At 62.2% G+C, this 26,134-nt stretch carries 23 protein-coding genes; 8 read left to right on the forward strand and 15 right to left on the reverse strand.

Going from position 1 to position 26,134, the window contains the following annotated elements:
* Positions 1–14: 14 nt before the first annotated feature.
* The 9 genes from R8L07_02035 to R8L07_02075 all read right to left on the reverse strand — a co-directional run bounded on the left by R8L07_02035 (position 15) and on the right by R8L07_02075 (position 8,499).
* Positions 15–1,175, reverse strand: a complete 1,161-nt coding sequence (locus R8L07_02035) for an acyl-CoA dehydrogenase family protein (GenBank protein ID MDW3204295.1) — start codon at positions 1,173–1,175, stop codon at positions 15–17.
* A gap of 13 nt (positions 1,176–1,188) precedes the next feature.
* Positions 1,189–1,857 (reverse strand): TetR/AcrR family transcriptional regulator, encoded by a 669-nt coding sequence (locus R8L07_02040; GenBank protein ID MDW3204296.1) that lies wholly within the window; start codon positions 1,855–1,857, stop codon positions 1,189–1,191.
* 252 nt (positions 1,858–2,109) lie between these two features.
* Positions 2,110–2,742 (reverse strand): 3-oxo-tetronate 4-phosphate decarboxylase, encoded by a 633-nt coding sequence (gene otnC / locus R8L07_02045; protein MDW3204297.1) that lies wholly within the window; start codon positions 2,740–2,742, stop codon positions 2,110–2,112.
* Entirely contained in the window at positions 2,739–3,989 is a 1,251-nt protein-coding gene (otnK, locus tag R8L07_02050; GenBank protein MDW3204298.1) for a 3-oxo-tetronate kinase, read from the reverse strand. The genes otnC and otnK overlap by 4 nt, the downstream gene beginning before the upstream one ends.
* 9 nt (positions 3,990–3,998) lie before the next feature.
* A complete protein-coding gene (locus R8L07_02055) occupies positions 3,999–4,805 on the reverse strand; it encodes an N-acyl homoserine lactonase family protein (protein MDW3204299.1) in 807 nt (268 codons plus the stop codon).
* 13 nt (positions 4,806–4,818) lie between these two features.
* On the reverse strand, positions 4,819–5,112 hold the full coding sequence (locus tag R8L07_02060) for a putative quinol monooxygenase (GenBank protein ID MDW3204300.1): 294 nt from the start codon (positions 5,110–5,112) through the stop codon (positions 4,819–4,821).
* A gap of 1 nt (position 5,113) precedes the next feature.
* Positions 5,114–6,640 (reverse strand): tripartite tricarboxylate transporter permease, encoded by a 1,527-nt coding sequence (locus tag R8L07_02065; protein ID MDW3204301.1) that lies wholly within the window; start codon positions 6,638–6,640, stop codon positions 5,114–5,116.
* Positions 6,641–6,644: 4 nt separating this feature from the next.
* Positions 6,645–7,415, reverse strand: a complete 771-nt coding sequence (locus R8L07_02070; GenBank protein ID MDW3204302.1) for a hypothetical protein — start codon at positions 7,413–7,415, stop codon at positions 6,645–6,647.
* A gap of 79 nt (positions 7,416–7,494) precedes the next feature.
* Complete coding sequence (locus R8L07_02075; GenBank protein ID MDW3204303.1) at positions 7,495–8,499, reverse strand: tripartite tricarboxylate transporter substrate-binding protein; 1,005 nt, start codon at positions 8,497–8,499, stop codon at positions 7,495–7,497.
* A gap of 134 nt (positions 8,500–8,633) precedes the next feature.
* On the opposite strand from R8L07_02075, the gene R8L07_02080 reads away from it, so the two are divergent.
* Genes R8L07_02080 through R8L07_02090 form a run of 3 tightly spaced genes read left to right on the forward strand, consistent with a single transcriptional unit; the run spans position 8,634 to position 11,481 of the window.
* Positions 8,634–9,731 (forward strand): isocitrate/isopropylmalate family dehydrogenase, encoded by a 1,098-nt coding sequence (locus tag R8L07_02080; GenBank protein ID MDW3204304.1) that lies wholly within the window; start codon positions 8,634–8,636, stop codon positions 9,729–9,731.
* The gene (locus tag R8L07_02085; GenBank protein MDW3204305.1) at positions 9,728–10,768 is read left to right on the forward strand and encodes a Gfo/Idh/MocA family oxidoreductase; all 1,041 of its coding nucleotides are present in this window, start codon (positions 9,728–9,730) and stop codon (positions 10,766–10,768) included. Before R8L07_02080 ends, R8L07_02085 begins: the two co-directional genes overlap by 4 nt.
* Positions 10,765–11,481: a GntR family transcriptional regulator gene (locus tag R8L07_02090; GenBank protein ID MDW3204306.1), complete on the forward strand. Its 717-nt coding sequence runs from the start codon at positions 10,765–10,767 to the stop codon at positions 11,479–11,481. The genes R8L07_02085 and R8L07_02090 overlap by 4 nt, the downstream gene beginning before the upstream one ends.
* A 34-nt stretch (positions 11,482–11,515) precedes the next feature.
* On the opposite strand, the gene R8L07_02095 is transcribed toward R8L07_02090, so the two are convergent.
* Positions 11,516–12,223, reverse strand: coding sequence for a response regulator transcription factor (locus tag R8L07_02095; protein ID MDW3204307.1), 708 nt, complete (start codon positions 12,221–12,223; stop codon positions 11,516–11,518).
* Positions 12,224–12,364: 141 nt separating this feature from the next.
* Between R8L07_02095 and R8L07_02100 the strand changes: the two genes are divergently transcribed.
* The 5 genes from R8L07_02100 to R8L07_02120 are packed head-to-tail and all read left to right on the forward strand — an operon-like array spanning position 12,365 to position 19,656.
* Positions 12,365–13,738, forward strand: coding sequence for an ATP-binding protein (locus tag R8L07_02100; protein ID MDW3204308.1), 1,374 nt, complete (start codon positions 12,365–12,367; stop codon positions 13,736–13,738).
* A gap of 12 nt (positions 13,739–13,750) precedes the next feature.
* Positions 13,751–14,191, forward strand: a complete 441-nt coding sequence (locus R8L07_02105) for a response regulator (GenBank protein MDW3204309.1) — start codon at positions 13,751–13,753, stop codon at positions 14,189–14,191.
* The gene (locus tag R8L07_02110) at positions 14,184–16,199 is read left to right on the forward strand and encodes a response regulator (protein MDW3204310.1); all 2,016 of its coding nucleotides are present in this window, start codon (positions 14,184–14,186) and stop codon (positions 16,197–16,199) included. Before R8L07_02105 ends, R8L07_02110 begins: the two co-directional genes overlap by 8 nt.
* On the forward strand, positions 16,196–17,428 hold the full coding sequence (locus R8L07_02115) for an EAL domain-containing response regulator (protein MDW3204311.1): 1,233 nt from the start codon (positions 16,196–16,198) through the stop codon (positions 17,426–17,428). Before R8L07_02110 ends, R8L07_02115 begins: the two co-directional genes overlap by 4 nt.
* 56 nt (positions 17,429–17,484) lie before the next feature.
* Positions 17,485–19,656 (forward strand): response regulator, encoded by a 2,172-nt coding sequence (locus tag R8L07_02120; GenBank protein MDW3204312.1) that lies wholly within the window; start codon positions 17,485–17,487, stop codon positions 19,654–19,656.
* A 27-nt stretch (positions 19,657–19,683) separates the two neighbouring features.
* On the opposite strand, the gene R8L07_02125 is transcribed toward R8L07_02120, so the two are convergent.
* From R8L07_02125 to R8L07_02145, 5 genes are all read right to left on the reverse strand, one after another.
* Positions 19,684–20,397 carry a hypothetical protein gene (locus tag R8L07_02125; GenBank protein MDW3204313.1) on the reverse strand — a complete coding sequence of 238 codons (714 nt, stop codon included), beginning with the start codon at positions 20,395–20,397 and terminating at the stop codon, positions 19,684–19,686.
* Between the two features lie 52 nt (positions 20,398–20,449).
* Positions 20,450–22,606, reverse strand: a complete 2,157-nt coding sequence (locus R8L07_02130) for an ATP-binding protein (protein MDW3204314.1) — start codon at positions 22,604–22,606, stop codon at positions 20,450–20,452.
* Positions 22,607–22,739: 133 nt separating this feature from the next.
* Positions 22,740–23,774 carry a proline racemase family protein gene (locus R8L07_02135; GenBank protein MDW3204315.1) on the reverse strand — a complete coding sequence of 345 codons (1,035 nt, stop codon included), beginning with the start codon at positions 23,772–23,774 and terminating at the stop codon, positions 22,740–22,742.
* A gap of 86 nt (positions 23,775–23,860) precedes the next feature.
* Positions 23,861–24,859 carry a 4-hydroxyproline epimerase gene (locus R8L07_02140; GenBank protein ID MDW3204316.1) on the reverse strand — a complete coding sequence of 333 codons (999 nt, stop codon included), beginning with the start codon at positions 24,857–24,859 and terminating at the stop codon, positions 23,861–23,863.
* Between the two features lie 11 nt (positions 24,860–24,870).
* Positions 24,871–26,127 carry an FAD-dependent oxidoreductase gene (locus tag R8L07_02145; protein MDW3204317.1) on the reverse strand — a complete coding sequence of 419 codons (1,257 nt, stop codon included), beginning with the start codon at positions 26,125–26,127 and terminating at the stop codon, positions 24,871–24,873.
* Positions 26,128–26,134 lie beyond the last annotated feature (7 nt).

Raw genomic sequence — 26,134 nt, forward strand, 5'->3', positions numbered from 1 at the left:
ATTCGGCGCGGAAATCAGAACCGAACGTCGAGCCCGCAGGCGCGTGCGATCAGCATGGTCTGGATCTGGCTGGATCCATCGCCGATGGTGCAGATCCGGTTGTCGCGCAGATAGCGGGATGGCGGGCAGTCATCCATGAAGCCCCAGCCGCCGGAAACCTGGATCGCCAGATTGGCGACCTCCGACCCGACTTCGGTGGCGTGCAGCTTGGCCATGGAAAGCGCGCCCAGATCATCGATCCCCTGATCGACCTGCCAGGCGGCGCGATAGGTCACCAGCCGTGCGCTGTCGGTCTTCAGCGCCATCTTGGCGACCATTTCCTGGATCAACTGCAGTCGGCCGATCGGCCCGCCGAACGCCTGACGCTCCTGAGCGTAGGAGATCGCGTGGTCCAGACTGGCCTGGGCGAGGCCGAGCGAACTGGCCGCCAGAAACAGCCGCGCCGCCTGATAGCCTTTGTGCAGCAGATAGCGCCCGGAATGCGGTTCCCCCACCACGGAATCCGGCCCCAGAACGCAGTCTTCAAGATAGAGCGGCCGCGTGTCGGAGCTTTTCCAGCCCATCTTGTTGTACAGCTTGCCCCGACTGTATCCGTCCGCGTCATTCGGAGTAAGGAACAGCGTGAACTTCTTCTTCTCCGCATCCTTCGGCGAACTGACCGCCAGGATCAGGGTGAAGGACGAGATCGGTGTGCCGGCATTGGTGATGAAGGCCTTCTCGCCGGTCAGCGACCAGCTGCCGTTCCCAAGCTCCGTCGCGCGGGTCTTGAATCCGCCGGTATCCGACCCCGCATCCGGCTCCGTACCGGCAATGGAGCAGATCTTCTGGCCGGAGATGATATCGGGCAGCCACTTCGCCTTCTGTTCGTCGGTGCCGTAGCGCGCGACCGTCAGGCCGGTTGCCATCGACACCATGGCAGAAACTGCGAGCGACTGATCGGCCCGGGCAATCTCTTCCAGTGCCAGGACCGCCTCGAACACGCCCAGCCCCAGACCGCCAAGTTCTTTGGGAAAGGGAATCGCCTGGACACCCATCTCCCCCAGGCGCTGGAACAGGTCGACGGGAAAAACCCCTTCCCGGTCCAGCGCTTCGGCACGCGGCGCGATCTCGGCCTGGGCGAAATCGTGGATCGCCTGCTTCAATTCCTTCTGTTCAGGGGTCAGGTCGAAATTCATGCGCAGGGCTCCTTCAGATTGACGTCGGACCGGCATCCATCCGACGCGCCGCATGCAGCGTTGCGGAGAGATGTCTGTCCGGATCGGCGGCAAGGCCGCGGGTGGCGATTTCAATGATGGCGTCGGATACGTCTTCGGGGTTCCAGGTGCCGGTTTCGCGATACCATTTCGCGGTCCAGTGCACGGCCCCCAGCAGGGTGAACACAGCGACCTTCGGCTCCAGATCCAGGATCGAACCGTCCCGACGCCCTTCCTCTATCAAGCCTCGCAGGCGGCGTTCGTAATCATCGCGAAGGGCATAGATCCGCTCCGCAGCCGGCCCCTCCAGCACGTTCTCTTCCAGGATCAGGGCCGGCACGCCGAGTTCCGCCATCATGACGACCAGATAGTTGCGCAGGCTGAGGCGCACTTTCTCGAGCCCGTTCCGGCCCACGGCCGCCCCTTCGTTCAGGGCACGTTCGGCAATTTCCATCGCCTCTTCGTGGCAGGCCAGGATGAGGTCGTTCTTGTTGGAGACGTAGCGGTAAAGCGCCGCCGCCGACACGCCCAGCTGGCGCGCGACATCATCCAGCTTCGCACCGTGGCTTCCCCGTCTGGAGAAGACCTTCGCCGCCGCGCGGATGATGGCCTTGCGTTTGAGTTCCTGCTGCTCAGCGCGGTCAGGAACGGCGTTTCCCCACATAACGATCTCGTACAATTTTTTATCTAACGTTTGTTATAATTTCGCAATCGTTGACCGTCAATCAGTTTCGTTAATCCGGATTAACCGGCGTCCATCGCAATTGACGAACAGGGCGGACGGGCCGGCAGTTCCGACCGGTTCGGTCAGACGGCAATCAATGGGGGATTGGTGCCTCGGGGGCGCTGAATGTCTGACGGTCGCCTGACGACGACGCCGCTGGACAGGCAACCCGAAAAGGTCCGCTTCATGCGGTCAGACCGGGCGCTCCATCAGGCGTTCTACGTCTTCCGGCGTCAACAGTCTGGGATTTCTGCCGTGCAGCATGAGCATCAATTTCGCCGTCTCTTCCAACTCCTCCATGGCGAAGACGGCAGCGTCCAGATCGCGTGCGGCGACCACCGGACCATGATTGGCCAATAGGACCGCGCTGTGCTTCCCGGCCAGCCCGCGCACGGCCTCCCCCATGGCGGGATCGCCCGGCATGAAGTATGGCAGAAGCTTCACCCGCCCCAACCGCATGATTGAATAGGCCGTGACCGGCAGCAGCACGTTGTCCGGATCGATTTCGGGCAGGGCCGATACGGCGGTCGCATGGCTGGAATGCAGATGCACGACAGCGCCAGCCGACCGTGTCTCATAAAAGGCGCGATGGAGCGCCAGTTCCTTGGTCGGCTTCATCCCGCCGATGTGACGCCCGTCGGCATCCAGTTCAGAGAGGCTGGCGGGATCCAGATTCCGGAAGCTCGATCCGGTCGGCGTGACCAGGGTTCGTCCGTCCTCAAGCTTCAGGGAAATATTGCCCGAAGCCCCGCCGGTCAGCCCCCGATCGAACATCGACCGGGCCCAGCCGCAGAGATTCTCTCGCAGTCGCGATTCCTCACTCATATCCCGCCCTCCAGAACCGTCAGGGCGGTTTCAAAGAAGTCCGTATCACCGAAGTTTCCCGACTTCAGCGCCAGAGACAGGCCGCCTGCGCCGTCCGACATGGCCGGCACGCCGGGCGCGATTTCAGGACCGATCCGTAGCTCAGAGAGCCCAAGCGCCGATACGACCGCCCCGGAGGTTTCCCCACCGGCCACGACCAGACGCTTGGCACCAGCATCGCGAAGCCTCTGCGCAACCACGCCGAAAAGAGATTCGATCAGGTTCGCCGATTTCTCCCTTCCAAGGCTCGCCTGCGCCGCCGCAACGGATTTCGGATCAGCCGTGGAATAGGCAATCGGCGCCACTTCAAGCCGCTCGATCAGCCAATCCGCAACCGTATCGGCAGTTTGAGCGCCGGAAAGGATCTGTACCGGGTCGATTGCCAATGCCGGATGCGCCATTGCATATCGCCCAACCTGCGCGCGGGTCATGCTGGAGCAAGAACCGGACAGAACGGCACCCGGTCCGGAAAAGCCATGCCATTCCCCGGCGCGCCCCTGCCCGCGTGACCCGAAACTTTCCGGCAGGCCAAGACCGATCCCCGATCCGCCGGTGATCAGCGTGTCCTCGGACAGGCCCAGGCCGATCTCCCGAAGGTCGGCATCAGAGATCGCATCGACGACGATGATGGGCCGGCCTGCCGTTCCCTCCGCCTCCAGCGCCGTCCGGATAGCGTCCCTGCCCTGTGAGACAATGCTGTGCGGCACATGTCCGACGGACTGGCAGGTCTGCTGCGCCAGCCAGCGCCGAATGTCGGAATCGCGCATCGGCGTCAGCGGATGGTCACGCATGCCGGAGTCGCTCAGCAGCGTATCGCCGACAAAGAGATGCCCCATATAGACACTGCGGCCATTCGCCGGAAAGGCCGGGCACACCAGCGCCCGTCTGGCGTTCAGTTCCGACATCAGCGCGTCGATCACCGGCCCGATATTGCCCTCGGGCGTCGAATCTAAGGTGGAACAGTACTTGAAGAAGTACCGGCGGCAGCCCTGATCGCGCAGCCAGCGCAGCGCGGCCAGACTGTCCGACACGGCCGTGTCCACCGGGCAGGTCCGGGTTTTCAATGCGACCACCCCCGCGTCGACCGACGGATTGGCGGCGCCCGTCGGCACGCCGCAATACTGGGTAACCTGCATGCCGCCATTGGCCAGCGTAAGCCCCAGATCGCTGGATCCGGTGAAGTCGTCTCCGATGCAGCCCAGGATCATCGCACGCCCCTACGCATCGACCGACCGGACGGGACCAAGATCCAGGCGCCGGGCGAAGTCCGGCAGCCCCTCCGTCGCCGCGAAGAGGTCGAACACCTGAGGGTCGTGGCCGGGAACCACCAGGGAAGGCGATGAGGCGAGGCGCTGCACGGTTTGAAAGCCGTCCAGCATTTCCTGCAGGTCGACGACGATAGGGAACGGCTTCCCCTTCAGATAGTTCTCGTAATAGTGTGAGGCGTCGGAGGCGAGGACCATCCAGCCTGCGGATGTGCGGACCCGGACGACCTGCAGTCCCTTTGTGTGGCCACCGATACGGTGGACCGTTACGCCGGGCGCAATATTTCCCTCCTGATCGTGGAAACGGACCCGACCGTCATAGAGCGTTCGGATCATCTGGCAGACATGCTCCGCCGAAAACGGATAGCGCAGATGCGGATGACACATGCAGGGGCCGGTGACGTACTGCATCTCCGCTTCCTGGATGTGGAATACCGCATTGGGAAACCGGTCCAGCCCGCCGGCATGATCGTAATGCATATGGGTGATGATGACGGTCTCGATCGCGTCCGGGTCGACCCCCACTGCCCGCAGCGCCACGTCCGGATCGCGCAGGACCGGGCGCCCGCGCCGGGCCCCCTCCGCCGTGTCGTAGCCGGTGTCCACCAGGATGGTGCCCAGGTCGGACTGAAGGACCCAGAGGAAATAGTCCATGGCATGGGGGCTGGCATGGTCGTCGTCCAGAATGAAGGAATCCTGCCGCGTCCGCGTGTTCCGGTCGGCATATTTGATGGCCGTCACCTGCCAGGTCTGTTCCATCCCGAATTCCTCCTCAGTTCTCGATTGCCTGATCGTAAGTCCGGACCGACTTTTCCACGATCATCGGCGACACGTCCCGATCGAACGTCTTGAAATGCGTGCTCTGCAAATGAGCGTCGAAGGCCGCACGGTCGCTGTAGATTTCATAGAGGAACACCGTGGCGGGTGCGGCCCGGTCGGTCCAGACATCGAAACGCTGGCATCCCGGTTCCTCGGCAAGCGACGTGGCGGCCTGATGGCGCATCAGCCCCAGGAACGTCTCAATCTGTTCCGGATCAATCTCAAAGGTTACGCAGACGGCAAACATGTCAGTTCTTCCTTCCGGACAAGGCGGCGGGCAGCGCCGCCGCGCACATCCGACGTGCGAATGGTATCTGCGACAGGATCAGCAGAACGTTGAGGGACAGCAGGATCGCCGCCCCCGGGCGCGTGACGAAAACAGACAGGTCCCCATCGGAAATCAGCAGCGACCGGCGGAAGGTCTCATCGAACAGCCCGCCCAGAATGACGCCGATCACAAGGGGCGCGATCGGGTACTTCATGGCGATCATGCCATAGGCGACGAAACCGACGCCTAGCATCAGGAACAGATCGTTGATTCCGCCGCCGACCGAAAACGATCCGATTGTAGTCAGAACCAGCACGACGGGCAGAAAGACGGTGCGCGGCAGTTTCAGGATCAGAATGAAGACCCGGGCCGTGAACAGGCCCATCAGGAACATGGTCAGCGACGCCATGACCAGGATCGCCACGATATGGACGATCAGCGCCGGATCGATTGTCGGCCCCGGAATGACATTGTTGATCTTCAAAGCTCCCAACAAGGCAGCCGCCGGCGGCGACCCGGGAATACCCAGTACCAGAAGCGGAATCAGCGCCCCGCCGATTGCGGCATTGTTCGCGGTTTCAGCAGAAATCAGTCCGCGAAGCGATCCCAGCCCGAAGCGCGAGGAATCCTTCGCGACGCTCTTTGCGACACCGTAGGACACCCAACCCGCGACATCCTCCCCGACGCCGGGCAGCGCGCCGATTCCGGTTCCGATCCCGCCGGACCGCAGGATGCCGGGGAAATGCCGCATCACATCGCGCAGGCGTGGCACGATCCGGCCGACGGGCAGCGGCGCCCCGCCCGATACGGCCGCGCGCATGCCGTCCAGAATCTGCGGAATTGCGAAGGCGCCCATCAGGACCGGCACGATCTGGAAGCCCGACAGCAGATAGGACCACCCGAAGGTATAGCGTTCCTCGGACAGGATCGGATCCAGGCCGACCATGGCCATGGCCAGTCCGACAAGCCCCGCGATCCAGCCCTTGATCACCAGATCCTGGCTCATCAACGTTCCGGACAGAAGAATGCCGAACAGCGCCAGCAGGGCCTTCTCCGGTGACGCGATGTTCTGCGCGACCAGCAGCAGCAGCCAGACGAAGATCAGCAGACAGAACGCCCCGAACAGGGTGCCGATGAAGGATGCCGTCGTCGTGATGCCCAACGCCTCCCCGCCACGCCCTTCCCTTGCAAGCGGGTGGCCGTCCATCGCCGTTGCGGCCGAGGCCGCGGTGCCGGGAATATTGAGCAGGATCGACGGATAGGATCCGCCGTAGATGGCGCCGACATAGGCCCCGATCAGGGCGATCAGGGATTGTTCCAGCGGAAACTTGTTGCCGAAGAACCCGGTCAGGATCGTCACGGCCAGCGTCGCCGTCAGGCCGGGCAATGCCCCGAAGACGATGCCCAGGAAGACCGAGACGATCAGATAGAGATAAGTCATCGGATCGCTGGCCAGCATGTGAAGACTGCCCGCGAAGGCGCCGAGCTGCGTCAGAACAAAATCCATTGCCCTAGTCCCCTTTCAGCATCGGCTTCAGGGTGACGTAGTAGTGATATTCGATCTGAGAGAAGATCAGGCCGGTCCGATTCGGGACATTCTGGCGGAACCCGAAGGCCATCCCGATGACCAGGATCAACGGCACCAGCAGCGCCACGATGGGTGTCGCGCTGACCACCCGGTCGACCGCCCCGCGGCGTCTTTCGACGCAGAACATCGCCAGGGTCAGGCTCAGCCAGGCGACCAGGGTCAGGACATCGTCGTCATGCGGCTTTGCCCATTCGGCCGGCAGCGGATGGATCACCACGGCATAGACCGCCGGCAGGATCGCCCCGGTCGCACTGAGAACCATCGGTAAGGACCGACCGCTGTGAAACCCGTAGGTCAGGGCCGTGAGGGTCAGTCCGCTGGCCAGGATGAAATCCACACGCGGCACCAAACCGCCGATATAGGCGATCAGGATCAGCGACAGAAGGAGTATCCGGCGAAGCGCCCCCCATTGCGGATATACCGTTCGCGCTGGGGCGATGGATGTCAGAGCCCGCGATGCCCCGCCGTCCCGGATCGAAATGCCGAGAAGGACCAGCGCCAGAAGCAGCAGCATCCCGAAAATGCCGAAGGGCACGATTGCGGCGGAATTGAACCATTGCGCGGAATCGACCCCCGCGGCCTTCGCCTCATAGAACGGCAGCGAACTGGTCTGCCGCAGGAACAGTATCGATACCGCGATCAGAAACAGGGACGTCCAGAAATCCCGCGTTCGCAAACCTGCCTTGTCTTCCATTTCCCGCTCCACTCGCCGGGAAAGCGGCCGGCCCGCGTAGGCTGACGGACCGGCGCTTCCCACATGAACCCGAAACCGGTCAGGGTTTCTCGATTCCCAGCGACGCCGGGTCGACCTTGGCGGCGCCGAGATCCCAAAGGGTCCAGGCGAACGTGCTTTCCAGCTTGGCGAAGACGGCGGAAGCGTCATCGCCCGACTGGCCGGAAATGTCGTAATGGTTGGTCCTGGCCCAGTCCGCGACCGTGTCAGAGGCCATTGCCTTGTCGAAGGCGTCGGTCAGGGCCGCCTTCACCTCGTCGGGAGCGGAGGCATGCACGGCAAAACCGATGGCCTGCTTCAGCGGCAGATATTTGTCCAACCCGTCATACATCGTGAAAGCGGACGGAATCTCCACCGATCCGACCGTGGCCGGTTCCGGCGTCAACGTCGCCAGCGGCCGCAGCAGCCCACCGTCGATCAGCGGCTGCTGCTCCGCCAGTGATGTGACGACGACGGCAACCTCACCCGCAACGGCGGCTTCCTGACCGGGGGCCGACCCCTTGTAAGGGACAAATTTGAAGCTGGCGCTGGTCCCGTTCTCGATTGCCAGCAAATTCAGATGGTGGATCGATCCCGACCCCGACGCCGCCGCCGGAATGCTGCCGGGCGCGGCCTTCGCCGCCGCGATCAGATCCTGCAGCGTCTTGTGCGGAGAGTTCGCCGGCACCGAGATCAGGTCCGGCGACCCGCCGACGATGAACGGGTGCCAGTAGGAAAACTTCTGATCCCAGCCCCCCTGAACCGCAGCCGTCACATTCGATTCCGACAGGCCGACAAGGGTATAGCCGTCGTCGGGCTGGTTCATGACATAGACCATGCCGTTGGAGCCGGCGACACCGCCCGTCTGGTTGATGACGTTAATGCTGACCGGCAGGTGCTTTTCCATCTCTGCCATGATCATGCGGTTGATCGTATCCGTACCGCCACCGGCGCCCCAGACGACGGCAGTCGTGATATCGCGATAGGGATAGCTTTGCGCCTGTGCACCGGTCGCGATCCCCAGACCCAAAGCCGCCAGCGCGGCCACCCTCAAAATCCTCCTCATCGTTTCCTCCTGTTTCAATGGTGTGTTTGTTGTTGTGTGTGTTTATGTATACATAATAATATGCACCGTCAATAATGCTTCACAAACACCCGGCAACGCGGTTCTGTCGGGTAGACGCGATGATGGGAGGAACCATGCCGTCGGAATTCAAAATCGCCGTTTTCTCCGGGGACGGTATCGGGCCGGAGATCACGGCGCCGACCTGCCGTGTGCTGGAACGGCTGCAGGCGTTGTCGGGGAAGTTCACCCTGATGTTCGAGGAGGCGCCGGCCGGCGCGGGACACTATGCCCGGACCGGCGAGTCGCTTCCGGCGGCGTCGCTGGCCACAGCCCGTGCGGCCGATGCGATCCTGCTGTCGGCGATGGGCGACCCCGCCATCCGCTATCCGGACGGTACCGAGATTTCACCGCAGATCGAGTTGCGCAAGGAGTTGGACCTCTACGCCGGCCTGCGCCCGGTCCGCATTGCCCCCGGCTACCCCACGCCGTTGCGGCTTCCCGATGATCGCATCGTCGATTTCATGCTGATCCGGGAATCGACCGAAGGCCTGTTCTGGTCGATGGGCCGTGGCGAGGTCAGTCGGGACGAAGCCCGCGAAACGCTGGTGATCACCCGCGAGACGTCGCGCAAGCTGTTCCGTCAGACTTTCGCACTGGCACGGCAGCGCGGCCTTCGGGACGGCCGGAAGGGAAAGGTCACCTGCGTCGACAAGGCCAATGTCTTTCGCGCTTTCGCCTTCTTCCGCGAAATCTTCGAGGAAGAGGCCGCCCAAAATCCGGATGTGGCGCATGACGCATCCTATGTCGATGCAATGGCCCTGCGGATGGTCGCCGCGCCCTGGGCCCTGGATGTACTGGTCACAGAAAACATGTTCGGCGACATTCTGTCGGACCTGGGGGCGGGCCTGATGGGCGGGCTGGGCCTGGCACCTTCCGCCGATATCGGCGACGGGTATGGGGTCTTCCAACCGTGCCACGGCAGCGCCCCGGACATTGCCGGGCAAGGCATCGCCAATCCCATTGCGATGATCCTGTCTGGCGGGATGATGCTGGACTGGCTGGCCACCCGGCATCCGGAAGCGGGACTGGGCGAAGCCGCCGGACGTCTGCGGGACGCCACGGACAGGGTCATTGCCGACGGCACGCACCTGACGCCGGATCTGGGCGGCGACTGCGACACCGAAGCCGTCGCCGATGCCGTGATCGCCGCGCTGGAGGGGCGTACATCGTGAAATCCGGCACGTTTTCCGACCCTTTGAAGGTCGCCGTTATCGGCGCCGGCTACTTCGCGCAGTTCCATCACGATGCCTGGCGACGCATCCCGCGGGCCGATCTGACGGCGGTCGCCGACCGGGATATCGCCAAGGCACGGGCCACCGGCGCATCGGCATTCGACGATCCGGCCCGGATGCTGCAATCCGTGCGGCCCGACCTCGTCGACATCGCCACCCCGCCGGACACCCATCTGGACATGATCCGTCTCGCCCTGGACAGCGGCGTGCGGGCAATCATCTGTCAGAAGCCATTCTGCGGCGCCATCGACGCGGCACAGGAGGCGGTACGACTGGCCGAGGCTGCGGAGGCCACGGTGGTGGTGCACGAGAATTTCCGGTTTCAGCCCTGGTACCGCACCGCGCGCAGGCTGCTACGGGAGGGCCGGATCGGTACGGTCATGCAGGCAAGCTTCCGGATGCGCCCCGGCGACGGTCAGGGGCCGGAGGCCTATCTGGCCCGCCAACCCTATTTTCAGCAGATGCCGCGCTTCCTTGTGCATGAAACCGCGATCCATTGGGTCGACACGTTTCGATTCCTGCTTGGGGGTGAGCCGAGCTGGGTGTTCGCCGATTTGCTACGCCGGAACCCCGCAATCGCCGGTGAGGACTCGGGCAGCATCCTGTTCGGGTTCGAGGACGGTGTGCGCGCGCTCTATGACGGCAACCGCCTGCTCGACCATCCTGCGGAGAACCGGCGCCTGACGATGGGCGAGATGTCGCTGGAAGGCGACCGGGGCGAATTGCGCCTGTCCGGCGACGGGGCCCTGCATATCCGGGCATTCGGCGAAAACAACTGGACCCTCGTGGCGGCGCCCCCGGAATCGGCAGGGTTCGGGGGCGACTGCGTTCACGCCCTGCAATCCCATGTTGTCGACGGACTGCTGGAAGGGACCGAAATCGAAAATCGGGCTGGTTCCTATCTGCGCAATATCGCGATAGAATCCGCCATCTACGAATCCGCCGATCTGGGCAGGAAGGTTTACCTCACGCAATGAACGCCGCGCATCATGCCAGCACCGCCGCACAAGGCGTGGAAGATCAACCGGCCAAGGGCCTGTCGCAGACCCAGCGGGCGGTGCATGAATTGCGCGACATGATCGTCAACAACCAGTTGCCGCCGGGATCCAACTACCTGGAAACCGAACTGGCGGAGATGCTGAACATGTCCCGCACGCCGGTGCGCGAGGCGGTCATCGTTTTGGAATCCCAGGGGCTGGTCGAGGTTCGCCCCCGGCGCGGGGTCCGTGTCCTGCCGCTTTCGGCCCGCGATATGGAAGAAATCTACGAGGTCCTGACCGAACTGGAGGCCCATGCCGCCGAAAAGGCCGCGTCCGGACCGGTCGATCCGGCGGATCGGGCTGCCGTCGAGGCGACATTGAAGGACATGGACCGGGCCCTGTCGCGGGACGACCGGGAAGCCTGGGCCCAGGCCGACAAGCGGTTCCATGATCTGCTGGTGCATCTGGGCGGCAACAACCGCCTGGCGGCGATCGTCGATTCCTTCAACGATCAGGTCCATCGCGCCCGGATGCTGACCGTGCGGCTGCGTCCCTCCCCGATCAAGTCAAACGAGGATCACCGCGCCCTGTTCAACGCCATCCTTGCCGGTGACGGCGCGAAGGCCAGGGCCCTGCACATACGCCACCGCACCGAGGCGAAAAATTTGATCATCGGCTTGCTGGAACAGCACGGGTTTCACCAGGTTTGAACGCATTTGCTCCCTACGCGGGAAAATGCCGAACCTATGCTTCGCCGTCACCGACGTTCAGCCGATATCCGACACCACGCACCGTCTGAATGACTGAAACATCGCCCATTTTGCGCCGAATTCGGCTGACATAGGCGTCAATCATGCGATCCGTCGGGGGATCCGCCGTGTCGGAAACCGCATCCAGCAACTGATCGCGGCTGAGGACCCGGCGGTTCGCCCGGACAAGCGCGCCGAGAATACGGAGTTCCATTGGCGTAAGATCGACTGGACGCCCGTCCGCGTCCTTCAGGCTGTAGGCATCAAGATCGAGGCTCCAGCCGCCGAAGCGCTGCGTGGCGTCGTTGTCGATTGGGCCGGCGCGCCCATTGTTTCGGTTCAGAACGTTCTTGATGCGCGCCAGGAGTTCCCGCGCGTTCACCTGTTTGTCGATGTAGTCGTCGACGCCCGCCTCGAATGCGGCCAGCCGTGCCTCATCCTCCTGCCGCGCGGTCAGGACAACGATGGGCGTATCGCGCAGGGTTCGAATACGACGGATCAGGACCAGTCCATCCTCGTCCGGTAATCCGAGATCCATCAGAATCAAATCGAAGACAGTCTGTTTGACCGCCGCCAGCGCCTCTTCCGCCTCACCGACGGCCGTGACTTCATGCCCCCCAGCCTCCATCTGAAGGCGGAGAAACTCTTGAATTATAAGAACATCCTCAATGATCAGGATGCGCGATGGCGATGGCCCAGTCATGCGTCACAAACGCCCCCAGAGTCACATTCGAGTCACAATACACCAAAAACAGGATCAAGTGACAGCCCTATAACCTGAAAGTGCGTTAACAGGCGGCGCTCTCAAACGGCCCGCTGGAATCAAAACACAGGGCTGTCAGACATGATCGATACATTGACGAACCTTTTCGACGGTGCCGGGCTGATGCCCCACGGAGTCTGCTTCGCGTGGCGCCCCGATCTGGTTTTCGCCCACGCCGGCGCGGATCTGCTGATCACGCTCGCCTATCTGATCATTCCCGTTGCCCTCTACAAGCTGGTCCGGTCCCGAACCGACATTCAATTCGGCTGGGTCCTCTACACCTTCGCTGCATTCATCCTGCTGTGCGGCGTGACGCATGCGGTCAATATCTATGTTCTCTGGGAGCCGAACTACGCCTTCCAGGCATTGATCAAGCTGGCGACCGCCATGGTCTCCATCGCAACGGCCTTTCTGGTCTGGCAGATCATGCCCGCCCTGCAGGGCCTGCCCAGCCTCAGCGAGCTGATGAATTCGAACCAGCGGCTTGCGACCGAGGTCAAGGAACATGCGGCCGCGAAAGGCGAATTGGCGCTGCGAACCCAAGAATTGCAGACATCCAACTCTGACCTGCTCGATTCCAATCGGAGCCTTGCCTCCGAAATTGAGGAACGCAAGGCGGTTCAAAAGCAGTTGGCGGATCGCACGACGGAATTGCAGACATCCAACTCTGACCTGCTCGATTCCAATCGGAGCCTGGCTTCCGAGATTGAGGAACGCAAGGCGGTCCAGAAGCAGTTGGCGGAGATGACCCAGGAGCTTCAGCGCTCCAACGAGGACCTGGAGAGTTTTGCCTATACCGCATCGCATGACCTGCGGGCGCCGCTGCGCGGGATCGGCAATCTGATCGGCTGGCTGCGCGAGGATCTCGGCGAGAATGTCGACGAGGACGCGGACGAGAAGTTCCGGCTGATGACCGACCGGGTGCAACGCATGGAACGCATGCTGGAAGACCTGCTGCAGTATTCCCGCATCGGCCGGTCTGAAATGAGTACGACCGATTTCCGTCCGGAGGAAAAGATCCAGGAAGCCTTCGATCTGCTGAACGAGGAACAGCGATTCGAGCTGGAGATATCGGACGATCTGCCCGAACTGCACGGGACGCCGATCGCGTTCCAGCAGGTGGTCGCCAATGTCATCGGCAACGCCGTCAAGCACCATGACGGCGAAACCGGAACGATCAAGGTATCGGCATCGCGGCTGGACGGGTTCGACCGCATCACGATTTCCGACGACGGTCCCGGGATTCCGGAACAGTACCGCGAGCGTGTCTTCGCCCTGTTCCAGACCCTCAAATCCCGTGATTCCGTGGAAGGCAGCGGCATGGGCCTGGCCATCGTGCGCCGGGTGCTGGAGGTCGCCGGCGGCAGGGCCTCGATTTCTGACACCGACGATGGGCGCGGTGCGGCCGTGCATATCGATTGGCCGCGAAACAAGGCGCAAGCCAACGCGGCTTGATGGAGGAAGACGATGAATATTCTTCTGGTTGAAGACGACGAAGTCGACCGCATGCTGTTTCACCGCGCCCTTAACAAGGCTGGCGCCAAATGTCGCGTGATCGATGCAGGTGACGGTGCCGAGGCCCTGGAACTGCTGCAATCCCTGATGGGTGGCAAGGGCGAGGCAAAAAAGGGTCAGCCCGGCAAGGGCGAGAAGACCGTCATTGTAACGGATATCAACATGCCGCGCATGAACGGCCATGAATTCATGGCGGCCGTGCGCGAGGACCCGGACCTGGCGAACTCGATCGTCTTTGTCTACTCCACCTCCGGAACATCCGAGGACCGCGAGCTGGCATACAGCCAGAACGTGGCCGGCTACCTGCTGAAGCGTGGAACGGACGACGCCCTGAAGGACATCGGTTCTCTCTTTGACATCTACAGTCGAACCGTGGAGTTGCCCGATGCCTAACACGCTTGAAATCCTGGTCGTGGACGATGAAACACTGGACCGGATGCAGGTCCGGCGGTGTCTCGACCGATCCGACCTATCGGTCTCGCTGCACGAAGCTGCCGATGCCGAAGAGGCAAGGTCGATTTACGCCTCCAGAAAGTTCGACTGCATCCTGATCGACAATGGTCTGCCGGGCGCTTCCGGCCTCGAATTCCTGGCGGAACTGGTCGAAAAGTCCGACGTCGTGCCTGCCATCATCATGCTGTCGGGTGCCGGTAACGACATGCTGGCCGCCACCGCCATGAAGAACGGGGCCGACGATTATCTAGCGAAATCCGCCCTGTCCCCGGAAACCCTCGAGCGCGCCGTGCGCTCCTCCGTGAAGATCGCCGCGCTGCGCAACAACGCCGAACGATCGGAGATGCGCAGAGCGGCCGACCGCGGCGTCCTGGACAAGGCGGAAGAGATTGCCGGGCTGGGAAGCTGGCAGATCAACATAGAAGACGACAGCATCAAATGGTCCGCCGGAATGTATGAGGTCCTGGGCCTGAAGCAGGGTGACGAGCCGCCTCGGTTGGACATGCTCACCGACCTGATGGACAGCGACACCCGCGACACATTCCTGGAACTCCGCACGGCAATGCTGGAACAAGGCAAGGGTTTCGAAACGGAATTCCAGGTCCTCGGAAAGGACAACCGTCCAAGATATCTCTACTATATCGGCCGTCCAGTCCGGGATTCACGCGACCGCCTCATCGGCGCAAATGGCATCGTGCAGGACGTTACCGCACGCCGTCTTTCCGAAGTGGCCCTGGAACGAACCAACAGGGTCGAGGCAATCGGCGCATTGTCCGGCGGGATCGCGCATGACTTCAACAACCTTCTGGGGATCATCCAGGGCAACCTGGACCTGATCCGGCGCAAGGCCGGTACGGACGAAACGCTCCAGAAGCGCCTCGACGCCGCGGAGAAGGCGACCAAACGGGGCAGCGACCTGACCCGGAAGCTGCTGAACGTATCGCGCCAGGAAAAGGGCCTGGGCGAACCCACGGACGTGGCCACCCTCGTCGAGGGCCTGAAGGAGATTCTGTCCAAATCCATTACCAGCCGGATCGGGCTTCAGATCTATGCCCAGCCCGATCTCTGGCCCGCCGAAATCGTACGCGGCGATCTGGAAGACGCCATCATCAATCTGGTCATCAATGGCCGGGACGCGATGCCGGAAGGCGGCGACATCTATATCGAGATATCCAACAAGACGACGGACAGGCTGCCAAACCTCGGCACCATCAAGGGCAAGTCTCGGGATTTCGTCGTGCTGTCGGTCAGCGACACCGGAACCGGCATGCCCCCGCATGTTCGCGAGCGGGTGCTGGAGCCGTTCTTCTCGACCAAGGAAAAATCCAAGGGCACCGGTCTCGGCTTGAGCATGGTCTATGCCTTCGCCAAGCGATCCGGTGGAGACGTGAACATCTATTCGGAAGTCGGCATCGGCACGACGGTTCAGATTTACCTTCCGCGAAGCCTGAATGGTGAGGTCGTCTCGTCCATTGACGCAGACGTACCGCTTTCAGGCGCCCAACTCCAAGGAAGTGAACGCATCCTGTTCGTGGACGACGAGCCGGCGCTGCTCGATATCGGCGTCACGATGCTTCGCGATCACGGATACCACGTCATCACCGCCGTCGATGTCTCCACCGCCCTGAAGGCACTGGAAACAAACACCGTCGATCTGGTGATAACGGATGTGATCATGCCCGGCCCGCAGAACGGCGTGGATCTGGCCCGTATCGTCCGGCAACGCGAACCCGCCGTTCCGGTCATCCTTTCCTCAGGGTTCAGCGGAAGCCTGACGGCGAAGATCTGCGGGGAATCCTGCATCGAATTCGTCGACAAGCCATACACCGCAACGGACCTGCTGAAAGCGGTGAGAAGCGCCCTGGACGCAGTCGATCCGGAAGCCCTTTCCACCAGGACGGCACCGGCGCACGAAGAGAAAATTCTCGTCAGGGGAGACGTCTCGTGAACTCGATATCAACCAGACGCAAACTGCTTGTCGTCGATGACGAACCCGACTTTGCGGAACTTGTCTGCGATGTCGCTGCGGAAATCGGGCTGGAAACCCATGCGGCCCACGATTTCGCACAATTCGAGGCGCGCTTTTCGCCGGATCTCGACGTCATCGCCCTGGATCTTTCGATGCCGGAGTCCGACGGGATCAAACTGACCGGTTGGCTGGCCGAGCGAAACTACGCCGCCAATGTCATCCTGTTGAGCGGCGTCGACCGTCAGATCCTGGAAACCACCAAGGAACTGGCGACCGCGCGCGGACTGAATGTAATCGGCGCCCTGCAGAAACCGGTATCCATTGATGAACTGGAGGCCCTTCTGACCCTTCAATCCGAAGAAAAGGCCGGTTCATCCATGTCACCGGCCACGAAAACCTTCAGCGATGCCGAAATCGTATCGGCCCTGAAGCAGGGCGAGATCATTCCCTTCTATCAGCCGAAGATCTCGATGAGCCGCCTGGTCTGCAACGGCGTGGAGGCACTGGCACGCTGGATCCACCCCGTCCACGGGGTCCTGGGGCCGGGGACATTTCTGCCGCGACTGCTGGCGCTCGGCCATGCCGACGAACTGGCCGAGGCGATGTTCTGTGCGGCTGCGGACGACCTTGCCGACCTCAGGCAGGCCGGCTACGACATCCCGGTCGCCCTGAATGTCGAAGGCGACCAGCTCGTCGACCCGCGCTTCCCCGACCGGATGAGCGACATTGCCGCCCAGCGCGGTCTGCGCTCCACCGACTTCGTCCTGGAAGTCACCGAGCACGGGGTCGTAACGCGCCTCTACAATGCCATCGAAAACGTCCTGCGGCTTCGGTTGCGCGGCTTCAGTGTGTCGATCGACGATTACGGCACGGGCCATTCGACCATGTCGCAACTGCAGCGGCTTCCGTTCTCGGAACTGAAGATCGACAAGTCCTTCGTCGACCGTCTGCCGGATTGCTCGAAATCACGATCCATCGTCGCGTCGACCATCGACCTGGCGCACCGGCTTGGCCTGAACGTCGTCGCGGAAGGCGTGGAAACGTTGGATCAGACGCACGCGCTGGCGGAGATGGGCTGCAACTCGGTTCAGGGTTTTCTGCTGGCTCGCCCGATGGGGATCGACAATCTGCGCGATTTCCTGGCGGAGGGTACACCCGGCACGATCGGCGAGGCCCTGGCCCTGCCGCCGGAAAGTCAGTTCATCTAGGTAGGGAACAGGGTTAGTCGCGTCAAACCTTCGCACTTATGGATGAGGATACTTCGATGATTGATTTCAGTCTCCATCTGGTCCCGCTGGTCGCCAATGTCGGCATGTTGGCGCTGCTGGCCTGGGCTGTGTCCTTATCTGGCGCCATGAGAGCGATAGAAGGCACTCGAGGCCACGGAGCCTATGCTTGGATCATTGGGGTCACTTTTGGTAGCGGTGCGGCCGTCCTGATGAATGTGCCAGTCGAGTTGGAGCCCGGAATCCTGGGCGATGGTCGGGGGGCGCCGCTTTTGCTTGCTGGCATTGTCGGTGGTCCGGTCGCGGCAGGAATTTCCATGGTTATCGGTGTCGTAACGCGCATGACGCTAGGCGGCGCCGGAGCCATCCCTGGAGCTGTATATGTCGTTGTATTCTGCCTGGCCGGAGCCATTTGGGGTTTTTGGTACAATCGCAAGGCATCGGAAAATCAATACGACATTGCGCGTCTGATGCTGCTTACCCTTTGCGTGACCGTCTTGACCATGCCGGTCGTGCTGTTTCTGCCTCAGGCCAAACAACTCGAGGTGCTTGTAAATCTCTGGCCGATACTCGGGATAGCAAATCTGATCGGCGTCCTGATCCTCGCTACGCTGCTCCGGCACGAGGATTCCCGTCGCCGCCACGAGATCGCGTTGGAAAGGCAGAAAGAGGCCGCATACGCCGCGACACAGGCGAAATCTCGCTTTGTTGCCGCGATCTCGCACGATATCCGAACCCCAATGAACGGCATTCTCGGCGTGCTTCAGATGGCCGATCGATACCAGATGGAGGAAGAGTTTCGTTCCCGACTGGAAGTTGCCAAGAGTTCGGGATTCTATCTTTTGTCCCTGATCAACCAGGTTCTGGACTTCTCCCGGATCGAATCCGACAAGCTGCAGCATTCGGAAGAGGAATTCACGCTCGGCGGACTGGCGTCGGATATCAAATCCATCTTCAGCTTCCAGTTCGAGGACAAGAACCTGACACTGATCGCTGACGCCCCGGCCACGGATGTCGGGACCTATATCGGGGATGTCACTCATATCCGGCAGATCCTGTTCAATCTGGTCGGCAACGCCCTGAAATACTCGGACAAGGGCAAAGTCACGGTGTCTTTCGACGTCATCGAACGAACGAACGAACTGTCGCAGTTGAAACTGTCGGTTCAGGATGAAGGTATCGGCATTCCCAAGGAGGACCTGGACAGAATCTTCGAAGAATTCGCCAAGGCCAGCAACGCACGTGGCGCGGGCACCGGTCTGGGTCTCAGCATCGTCCACAAGATCATCAATTCGATCGGCGGAACGATCGACATTGAAAGTGTCGTCGGCCTGGGCACCAAGGTTACCTGCTGTGTGCCGGTCCATATCGTTGAATCGGACCAGACCGATGAATCGGAGGCCGCGATCGACGGCCCGCTTCACAGCGCCCGGATCCTCCTGGCGGAGGACAACCCGATCAATCAGATGATCGCCGAGAGTTTCCTGGTCGACGCCGGGCATCGCACAACGATCGTCGAGAATGGAAAGGAAGCCGTTGCCGAAATGCGCAATCACCCCGACGAATACGATTTGATCCTGATGGACATTCAGATGCCGGAAATGGACGGCATGGAAGCCACCCGCCAAATCCGCAAGCTGGGTGGCCAGGCCGCCACGGTGCCGATCCTGGCCTTGACCGCCAATGCCTTCGAGGATCAGAGGCAGGAATACCTCGACGCTGGCATGCAGGATGTACTGACCAAGCCGATCAAGCAGGAAAACCTGCACGATGCCATCCAGGCGCAACTCGGTCAGGGCCGGTCAACGGCAATGGCAGATGTCTCGGAACCCCAGCCGGAGAAAGCCGAAAGCCACCCCGATCGGGTCGACTTCAGTCAGATCAAGGATCTGATCGACCTGGCTTCCGCGGCAAGCGTCTCTGGACTGGTGCAGAAGCTCGATGGTGAATGCCAGCGCATCCTCACACGGATCGATGACGGGTTCCGCGACGGCACCTGCATCGCCAGACCTGCCCATGAACTGAAGGGCATGGCCATGGGCTTCGGCATGACCGCGGTCGCCGATCTGGCCAATCGTCTGGAGACCGCCGACATCCGACAGACGGAGTTCGAGGACGTCAAGGACGCGCTGCGCCTGGAAGTTCAACAGAGCCTGGTCGAGGTTCAGACCTATGTTGAATTCCGGGCCCAGGAGAGCCTTTCAGGGTAGGGTCCGGACGGGATATTCCGCCGGACACTAGAGCTGTTCCAGGATCACGACCTGAACATCCGTCTGGTCCGGCAGGATCGGCAGGCGAATCAGTTCGGCCCGGGACGATTGCCCGAAGGTTCTCGCGGCACTCTTGTCCTCGAAATAGGACAAAGGCACGCCATTGGCATCGTGGAGTTCGACGACCAGATCGTGTTGATCCGCGGCTGTTTCGATCACCGATTTCAGCCAGGTCAGTTTGAGGCCGGTCACATAAACATAGCGTATGGACCCGTCTTCGTTCTTTACCACGTCGCTGACGGCCAGCACCGGTTCGCTGGAAACCTTGCCGACCAGAAACTCACCCACAATCGGCTTTCCGTGTTGCAGGGCCCGTTCGAAGTAGAGCCGGCTCGAAAGATCAACGTCCTTTGTGACCGGCCCCGCCGGGGTGCAGTCGAGCATGCCGTCCGGCCGGATTCTCAGAAAGACATCGTGCTCGTCCTGATGCCGTTGCAGCATTTCCGCCAATGGCAAATGGCAGTCGGCTTCGGCAAGGGCACGCGGGTCGTCCAGAAGGGCTTTCAGACGAGCCTGACCGGTCGTCACCGTCGTCGCCAGTTGCGCGGTGATGTCTTCATAGATGGCCTGCGCCGCCTCCACGCTGTCATTCGTGGATCGGTCCAGAAACACGACGAAGGCGGCAACGCCGACGCCAACGACGGCAGCGCCCGCGATCAGAGTCTTTGTGATCTTATCCATCGGCAGTTCCTCCATTTCCCGTTCTGCGCCGCGTCCGGGATCGTCTGCAAGGCTACCCCTTTCGGGCGACCAACAATTCGTCGAGCTCGGATATCGATCGCTCGACCTCACGCGCCAGTTCGTCGGCAACGGCCTCGACATTCCCGTGGGGCGGCGAATCCTTGATCCGTTCTGCGGCACGGGCGGCCCGGACAAGTCCGAAATTCGAATACATTCCCTTCAGGTCATGGCTGATGACGCCAACCAGTTCCGGATCGTTCTCAACATTCCGCAATCTGGCGATCTGCGCCGCGGATCGGGATTTCAGACTGTCGGTCAGTTCGGTGAGCTTCTGCGAATCCATGATGGAAATCAGCGGGTCCAGAACCGCTGTATCAATGACGGGGACCGTCGGGTCCTCTTCTTCGTTGACCACCGCCCCCGGCAACTCCTTGCCGGCAGGCCGGGTCCGGCAGAACCGCTGTATGACCGCGCGAAGCTCTGCCAACTGAACCGGCTTGGAAATCGCAGCATTCATGCCGACTTCTATGTATTCGGCCTGTTGTTCGGCAAAGGCATTGGCTGACAGCGCCACGATCGGCAGCGTTTCCGGATCGTGACTTCGACGAATGGCCTCGGTCGCCTCGGCGCCATCCATGACCGGCATCTGGATATCCATGAACACGATATCCGGCAGTCCTTCGTCTCCCGACAGTCGGTTCAGGGCCTCCTGCCCGTCCGAGGCAATCAGAACGGTGTGACCATCCTGTTCCAGCATGGTCTTCGCGATCTCCTGATTGATCAGGTTGTCCTCGACCACCAGGACGGTCACGGGCTTCACGGAAGACGGCTCGTCGGGCGCGGGGCTGCAGTCCTTCAACGCGCCGCGTGGTGCCTTCATGGACAATGTGAAGGTTGACCCCTTCCCGGGTTCGCTCTGCACGGATAGTTGCGCGCCAATCGTATCGGCGATGCGCTTGCAAATGGCGAGGCCGAGTCCTGTGCCGCCCCGCTGCACCCCGGTTTCTGTCTGCTCGAACTCCTCAAATATCCGCGCCTGGTCGTCCTTCGGAATGCCCGGCCCCGTATCCACGACGGAGATGCTGACGGAGCTGGTTCCTGGCTCGACCTCCGTGACACGCGCCCGCACCTGGACACTGCCCCGCGTGGTAAACTTGACCGCATTACCGATGAGATTGAACAGGATCTGCTGGACCAGATTGCGGTCGGCGACGACGACGCTGCCATCCGCATCATCACAGGACACCGTCAGATCGATCCCCTTGGCATTCGCCTGATAATGAAAGATGGACTGTTGTGCATTCATCATCTCCGCGACGGAAAACGGCGCCGGTTTGACCGGTAGAGACCCGGCATCGATCTTGGCGAAATCCAGAATCTGGTTGATGAGCGCGAGGAGAAACTGGCCGGAATTCTGAGCCGTCTTGATCTTCTCCTTGGCATCATCCGACAGGTTGCCGCGCGACAGAATCTGATGGACGCCCAGAATGGCGTTCAGCGGCGTGCGGATTTCATGGCTCATGGCGGCGAGAAACTTCGCCTTGGCCTGGGCGGCCCTGTCCGCTCTCTCCCGCTCGCGCCGCGTTTGCACCTCTGCCAAGCGTCGAGCGTATTCACGCCCCAGCATGCCGCCCAGCAGGGCAATCCCGATCAGATTGGCAATCAGAAGCAACGGCCAGAGTTCGGTCAGGATCGCCAACCGCGCCTCAGGGCTGAAGGTCAGGACCGCGCTGCTCGACACGCCCGTCGTGATGGCCGCGATCAGCAGCACATGCGGAAGGGACGGCAACCTGCCCAGCCGCCGGTTGAAAACCCAGAAGGTTAGAATGCTGGCAGCCGCGAACAGTGCGATATAGATGACACCGGAGAGCATCCCGCCCCCGCCCAGAAAGATGCGCATACCGACACCGATTCCGCCGGCGGCCAGCGCGGCAAGGGGCCCGCCCAATATGCCGGACAATAAAATCGGCACAGCGCGGCCGTCACCGAAAATCCCCGGCTCAACCTCGATGGGAACATTCATCAGAAGCGCCGCGGCGCCCCCGAACGTCCCGCCGATCAGCAGCGCAAAACGGGGCCGCGGGTTCCGGGTATTCCGAACCAGCTCATGCCCATAGATCGAAACGATCCAAGCCAGAAGGGCGAGCACCCCGATATTCGCAAGGAACGGAATATAGCTACGTATCACAATGTCGGTAAGGTCGCCCAACCGCTCTATCCCCAGATCACACAATCAAAAGTCCGCAACGGACCCGTATAGTATCCTATCCCTTAGATTGTGTTAACGCGGCACTGACTAAGGAGAAACGGGACGTCCCGGCATCGGGCGCCAGCCCCGTTTCCTAAACGCCACGATCCGGCCAGGTGTCGTTGACCCGGTACCCTTCGGGCCACGGATCGTCCGGGTCCAGCATGTGCTGATGCGTCCCGGTGATCCAGGCGCGACCGCTGATTTCCGGCAGGATCGCAGGGCGCCCGCCGACAGTCGTGCGATCCGCGATCCGACCCGTGAACCGGGAGCCGATGATGGAACGGGCTGTAAAGCGCTGGCTTTCGTCCATCAGCCCGCGCGCCGCCAGCAGTGCCATTCTGGCCGAAACCGCGGTCCCGGTCGGGGAACGGTCGACCTTGCCGGGTTGAATGGCGACGGCGGAGCCTGCCTCGAACCCTTCCGCGGCCTCCTGTAGCGGTCCCGCGAAGAGGCAGAAGGAAATGTGCCGCCAGTCCGGATTGTCGGGATGGTCGAAACCAAGCTGCGCATTCGCCGCCGCGATGATCCGCGACCCCGTCCGGGCAATTTCCGCCGCTTCGCCTTCAACGATCTCGAATCCCAGTGCTGCGGCATCCACGACGACGAAACTGTCCCCGCCAAAGGCGGTGTCGACCGTGAGTGAGCCCACCCCCTCGACCTCCAGGGGCGCATCCAGCTTACAGGCGAAAGACGGCAGGTTGCGCACATGGATGCGCTGTGCCTTTCCGTCACGGCATTCGGCGCGCACCCGGATCAACCCGCCCGGCGCTTCCAATACCAGATGGGTTTCCGGTTCCGTCATTGGCACGATGCCACCATCCAGCAGCACGGTGGCAACACAGATCGAATTGGACCCCGACATGGGCGGTGTGTCTTCCGGCTCCATGATGATGAACCCCATTCGGGCGTCCGGATGCTTGGGCGGCACCAGCAGGTTCACGTGACGAAACACCCCACCGCGCGGCTCGTTCAGGACAAAGTTCCGCAATGTCCCGTCACGCGCGATGAACCGGCTCTGGTCCCAAACGGTATCGCCGGGCGGGGGGGCCACACCGCCGACGATCACATCCCCGACCTCCCCTTCGGCGTGGCAGGAAATCACATGAATTGTCTTGGCACTGCGCATTGTCTCTCCGTATCAGGACGGTAGGTGGGCCGATGGGCCGATTCTAAGGGCAATGCGCCCGTCGCGTCTCCCCACGGCAGGCGCCTTCAAATCACGACGAAACCATGCGCGAAGGGATCGCGGTCGTCGATCAGGATCGTATTGTACCCCGTGGTGCGCGCCCAGCCGGCAACGGAGGGCACGATTGCGGGGATGCCCGCGACCTCGGTCACCGCCTCGACACGGCCTTCGAAGGTCGAACCGATGATGCTCTCATGCACGAATGTACCACCCGGTTTCAGAACTCCCTGCGCGACGAGATGGGCCATCCTGGCGGATGTCCCGGTGCCGCAGGGCGACCGATCGATCGCCTTGTCGCCGTAGAAGACCGCATTGCGGCCGTCGCCGCCGACCGTCGGCACTCCGGTCCAGAGAACATGGCTGATGCCCTTGATCTCTGGATGGGACGGGTGCGCGATCTCGGCCGTCGCGTTCAAGGATGCCCTGAGATGACGGCTCATCCCCACCAGCTCGCCGGCGGTGAAATCCGCCATGTCCCGGTATCCCGGCTGCGGCGTTACGATAGCGTAGAAGTTCCCGCCATAGCAGACATCGACGGTCAGCGCCCCGATACCAGGGACATCAGCCGTCACGCCCTTCGCCGCAACGAATGCAGGCACATTGGTCAGGCGGACCTTCTCGACAAAGCGGCCGTGCTGCTCATAGGTCACCGTCACCACCCCGGCCGGGGTATCCAGACGAACCTTTCCAGGCTCTCGCGGGTGGATCAGACCGTTCTCGATCCCCAGGGTGACGACCCCGATCGTGCCGTGACCGCACATTGGCAGGCACCCCGATGTTTCGATGTAGAGCACCGCGATATCGCAATCGTCCCGGGTCGGGGGGTACAGGATCGCGCCCGACATCTGGTCGTGACCGCGCGGTTCGAACATCAGGCCCGTGCGGATCCAGTCATACTCCGCCAGGAAATGCGCCCGCCGGTCGAGCATGCTTCGACCTTCCAGCGCGGGAACTGCGCCCGAAACGAGCCGGACCGGGTTGCCGCAGGTATGTCCGTCGATACAGAAATAGGTATGTTGCGCCATGGCTGCCCTGTTCAGAAACGGGTGGGACGAAAAGGATGGAGGTTGATGGCCGGCGCACGGCCGGTGACCAGATCGGCAATCAGTTCCGCCGTGCCGGCCGATTGTGTCAGGCCCAGATGGCCGTGGCCGAAGGCATAGAAGACCCGGGAACTGGCCGGTGCGCATCCGATGACGGGAAGACTGTCCGGCAGGGACGGACGAAACCCCATCCATTGTACCCCGCCATCGGTGACGAGATCGGGAAGGAACCTTTTGGCCCTGGCCAGCATCGCCGCGGCGCGCTGCATGCGCGGGGGCCTGGACAGCCCCCCCAGTTCCGCAGCCCCGCCGACCCGTACGCCATCGCCGATCCGGGAGACGACGAAACCATGATCCCCGAAGGTCAGATGGGTGCGCAGATCAAAGGCTCCCGCAGGCAGGGTCGTGTTGTATCCCCGCTCGGTCTCCAGGGGAATTCTGTCGCCGAGACTGCGTGCCAGTCTGTGTGACCAGGCCCCGGCGCAAAGGACGACATGCTCCGCCGACAGCATCCCACTGTCGGTGCGTATGGCCGCGCGGGTCTCCGACGGCAGGATTCCACAGACGTCGGCAGTCTCGACCCTGCCGCCGCGCGCGCGGAAGGTTTCGGCCAGGTGCGTGGTATAGACGAAGGGATCGGTGACGTTGAGCCAGTCCGGCGTATAGGTCGCATACCGGAACGCTGACGACAGGCCCGGCTGAACCGCAGCGATCGCGTCCGCGCCCTCGAGGTGGTCGAAGGCGATGCCGAAGTCCCGCCGATAGGCCCAGCCCGGCAGGGCAGCCTGATACGACTGCCGCGATCCATAGAGCGCCAGTTGCCCTTCGCGCCGCAACAGCGTCTCCCCTCTGATATCCCGGATCAGGCGGTCGAGGCTGTCCATGCTGTGTCGGTTCAGGGACGCCTGTGCCAGCGTGCTGGCCGCAACGCGGTCGCGCCAACTTGCCCGCCAGAACCGCAACAGCCAGGGCAGGATGGCGGGCAGGTAGCCTAATGGAATGCTGAGGGGCCCGTCCGGATCCAACAGCCATTTCGGCGCCTTGCGCAGAATTCCCGGGGATGCCAGCGGCAGCACATCGCTGAAGGCGAAGGCCCCGGCATTGCCCCGGGACGCCTCCGCCGCGACGCCCTTTCGATCCAGCACCCGAACCGACAGCCCCCGCCCCTGCAGCGCCAACGCCACGGAAAGGCCCACGACCCCCGCCCCGATCACGATGACGTCCGGCGGCACTTCGCTTTCATCAGACACGCAGGTT

This window comes from Alphaproteobacteria bacterium, from assembly GCA_033344895.1.
In the GTDB taxonomy this organism is placed as follows: domain Bacteria; phylum Pseudomonadota; class Alphaproteobacteria; order UBA8366; family Aestuariispiraceae; genus Pacificispira.

Bases quoted from the DNA above. Each gene is read 5' to 3' on its own strand.
- R8L07_02110 (MDW3204310.1), top strand. From the start codon at position 14,184: ATGCCTAACACGCTTGAAATCCTGGTCGTGGACGATGAAACACTGGAC.
- R8L07_02055 (MDW3204299.1), bottom strand. From the start codon at position 4,805: ATGGAACAGACCTGGCAGGTGACGGCCATCAAATATGCCGACCGGAAC.
- R8L07_02060 (MDW3204300.1), bottom strand. From the start codon at position 5,112: ATGTTTGCCGTCTGCGTAACCTTTGAGATTGATCCGGAACAGATTGAG.
- R8L07_02120 (MDW3204312.1), top strand. From the start codon at position 17,485: ATGATTGATTTCAGTCTCCATCTGGTCCCGCTGGTCGCCAATGTCGGC.
- R8L07_02090 (MDW3204306.1), top strand. From the start codon at position 10,765: ATGAACGCCGCGCATCATGCCAGCACCGCCGCACAAGGCGTGGAAGAT.
- otnC (MDW3204297.1), bottom strand. From the start codon at position 2,742: ATGAGTGAGGAATCGCGACTGCGAGAGAATCTCTGCGGCTGGGCCCGG.
- R8L07_02140 (MDW3204316.1), bottom strand. From the start codon at position 24,859: ATGGCGCAACATACCTATTTCTGTATCGACGGACATACCTGCGGCAAC.
- R8L07_02095 (MDW3204307.1), bottom strand. From the start codon at position 12,223: ATGACTGGGCCATCGCCATCGCGCATCCTGATCATTGAGGATGTTCTT.
- R8L07_02105 (MDW3204309.1), top strand. From the start codon at position 13,751: ATGAATATTCTTCTGGTTGAAGACGACGAAGTCGACCGCATGCTGTTT.
- R8L07_02135 (MDW3204315.1), bottom strand. From the start codon at position 23,774: ATGCGCAGTGCCAAGACAATTCATGTGATTTCCTGCCACGCCGAAGGG.
- R8L07_02065 (MDW3204301.1), bottom strand. From the start codon at position 6,640: ATGGATTTTGTTCTGACGCAGCTCGGCGCCTTCGCGGGCAGTCTTCAC.
- otnK (MDW3204298.1), bottom strand. From the start codon at position 3,989: ATGATCCTGGGCTGCATCGGAGACGACTTCACCGGATCCAGCGATCTG.
- R8L07_02040 (MDW3204296.1), bottom strand. From the start codon at position 1,857: ATGTGGGGAAACGCCGTTCCTGACCGCGCTGAGCAGCAGGAACTCAAA.
- R8L07_02035 (MDW3204295.1), bottom strand. From the start codon at position 1,175: ATGAATTTCGACCTGACCCCTGAACAGAAGGAATTGAAGCAGGCGATC.
- R8L07_02100 (MDW3204308.1), top strand. From the start codon at position 12,365: ATGATCGATACATTGACGAACCTTTTCGACGGTGCCGGGCTGATGCCC.
- R8L07_02125 (MDW3204313.1), bottom strand. From the start codon at position 20,397: ATGGATAAGATCACAAAGACTCTGATCGCGGGCGCTGCCGTCGTTGGC.
- R8L07_02070 (MDW3204302.1), bottom strand. From the start codon at position 7,415: ATGGAAGACAAGGCAGGTTTGCGAACGCGGGATTTCTGGACGTCCCTG.
- R8L07_02075 (MDW3204303.1), bottom strand. From the start codon at position 8,499: ATGAGGAGGATTTTGAGGGTGGCCGCGCTGGCGGCTTTGGGTCTGGGG.
- R8L07_02080 (MDW3204304.1), top strand. From the start codon at position 8,634: ATGCCGTCGGAATTCAAAATCGCCGTTTTCTCCGGGGACGGTATCGGG.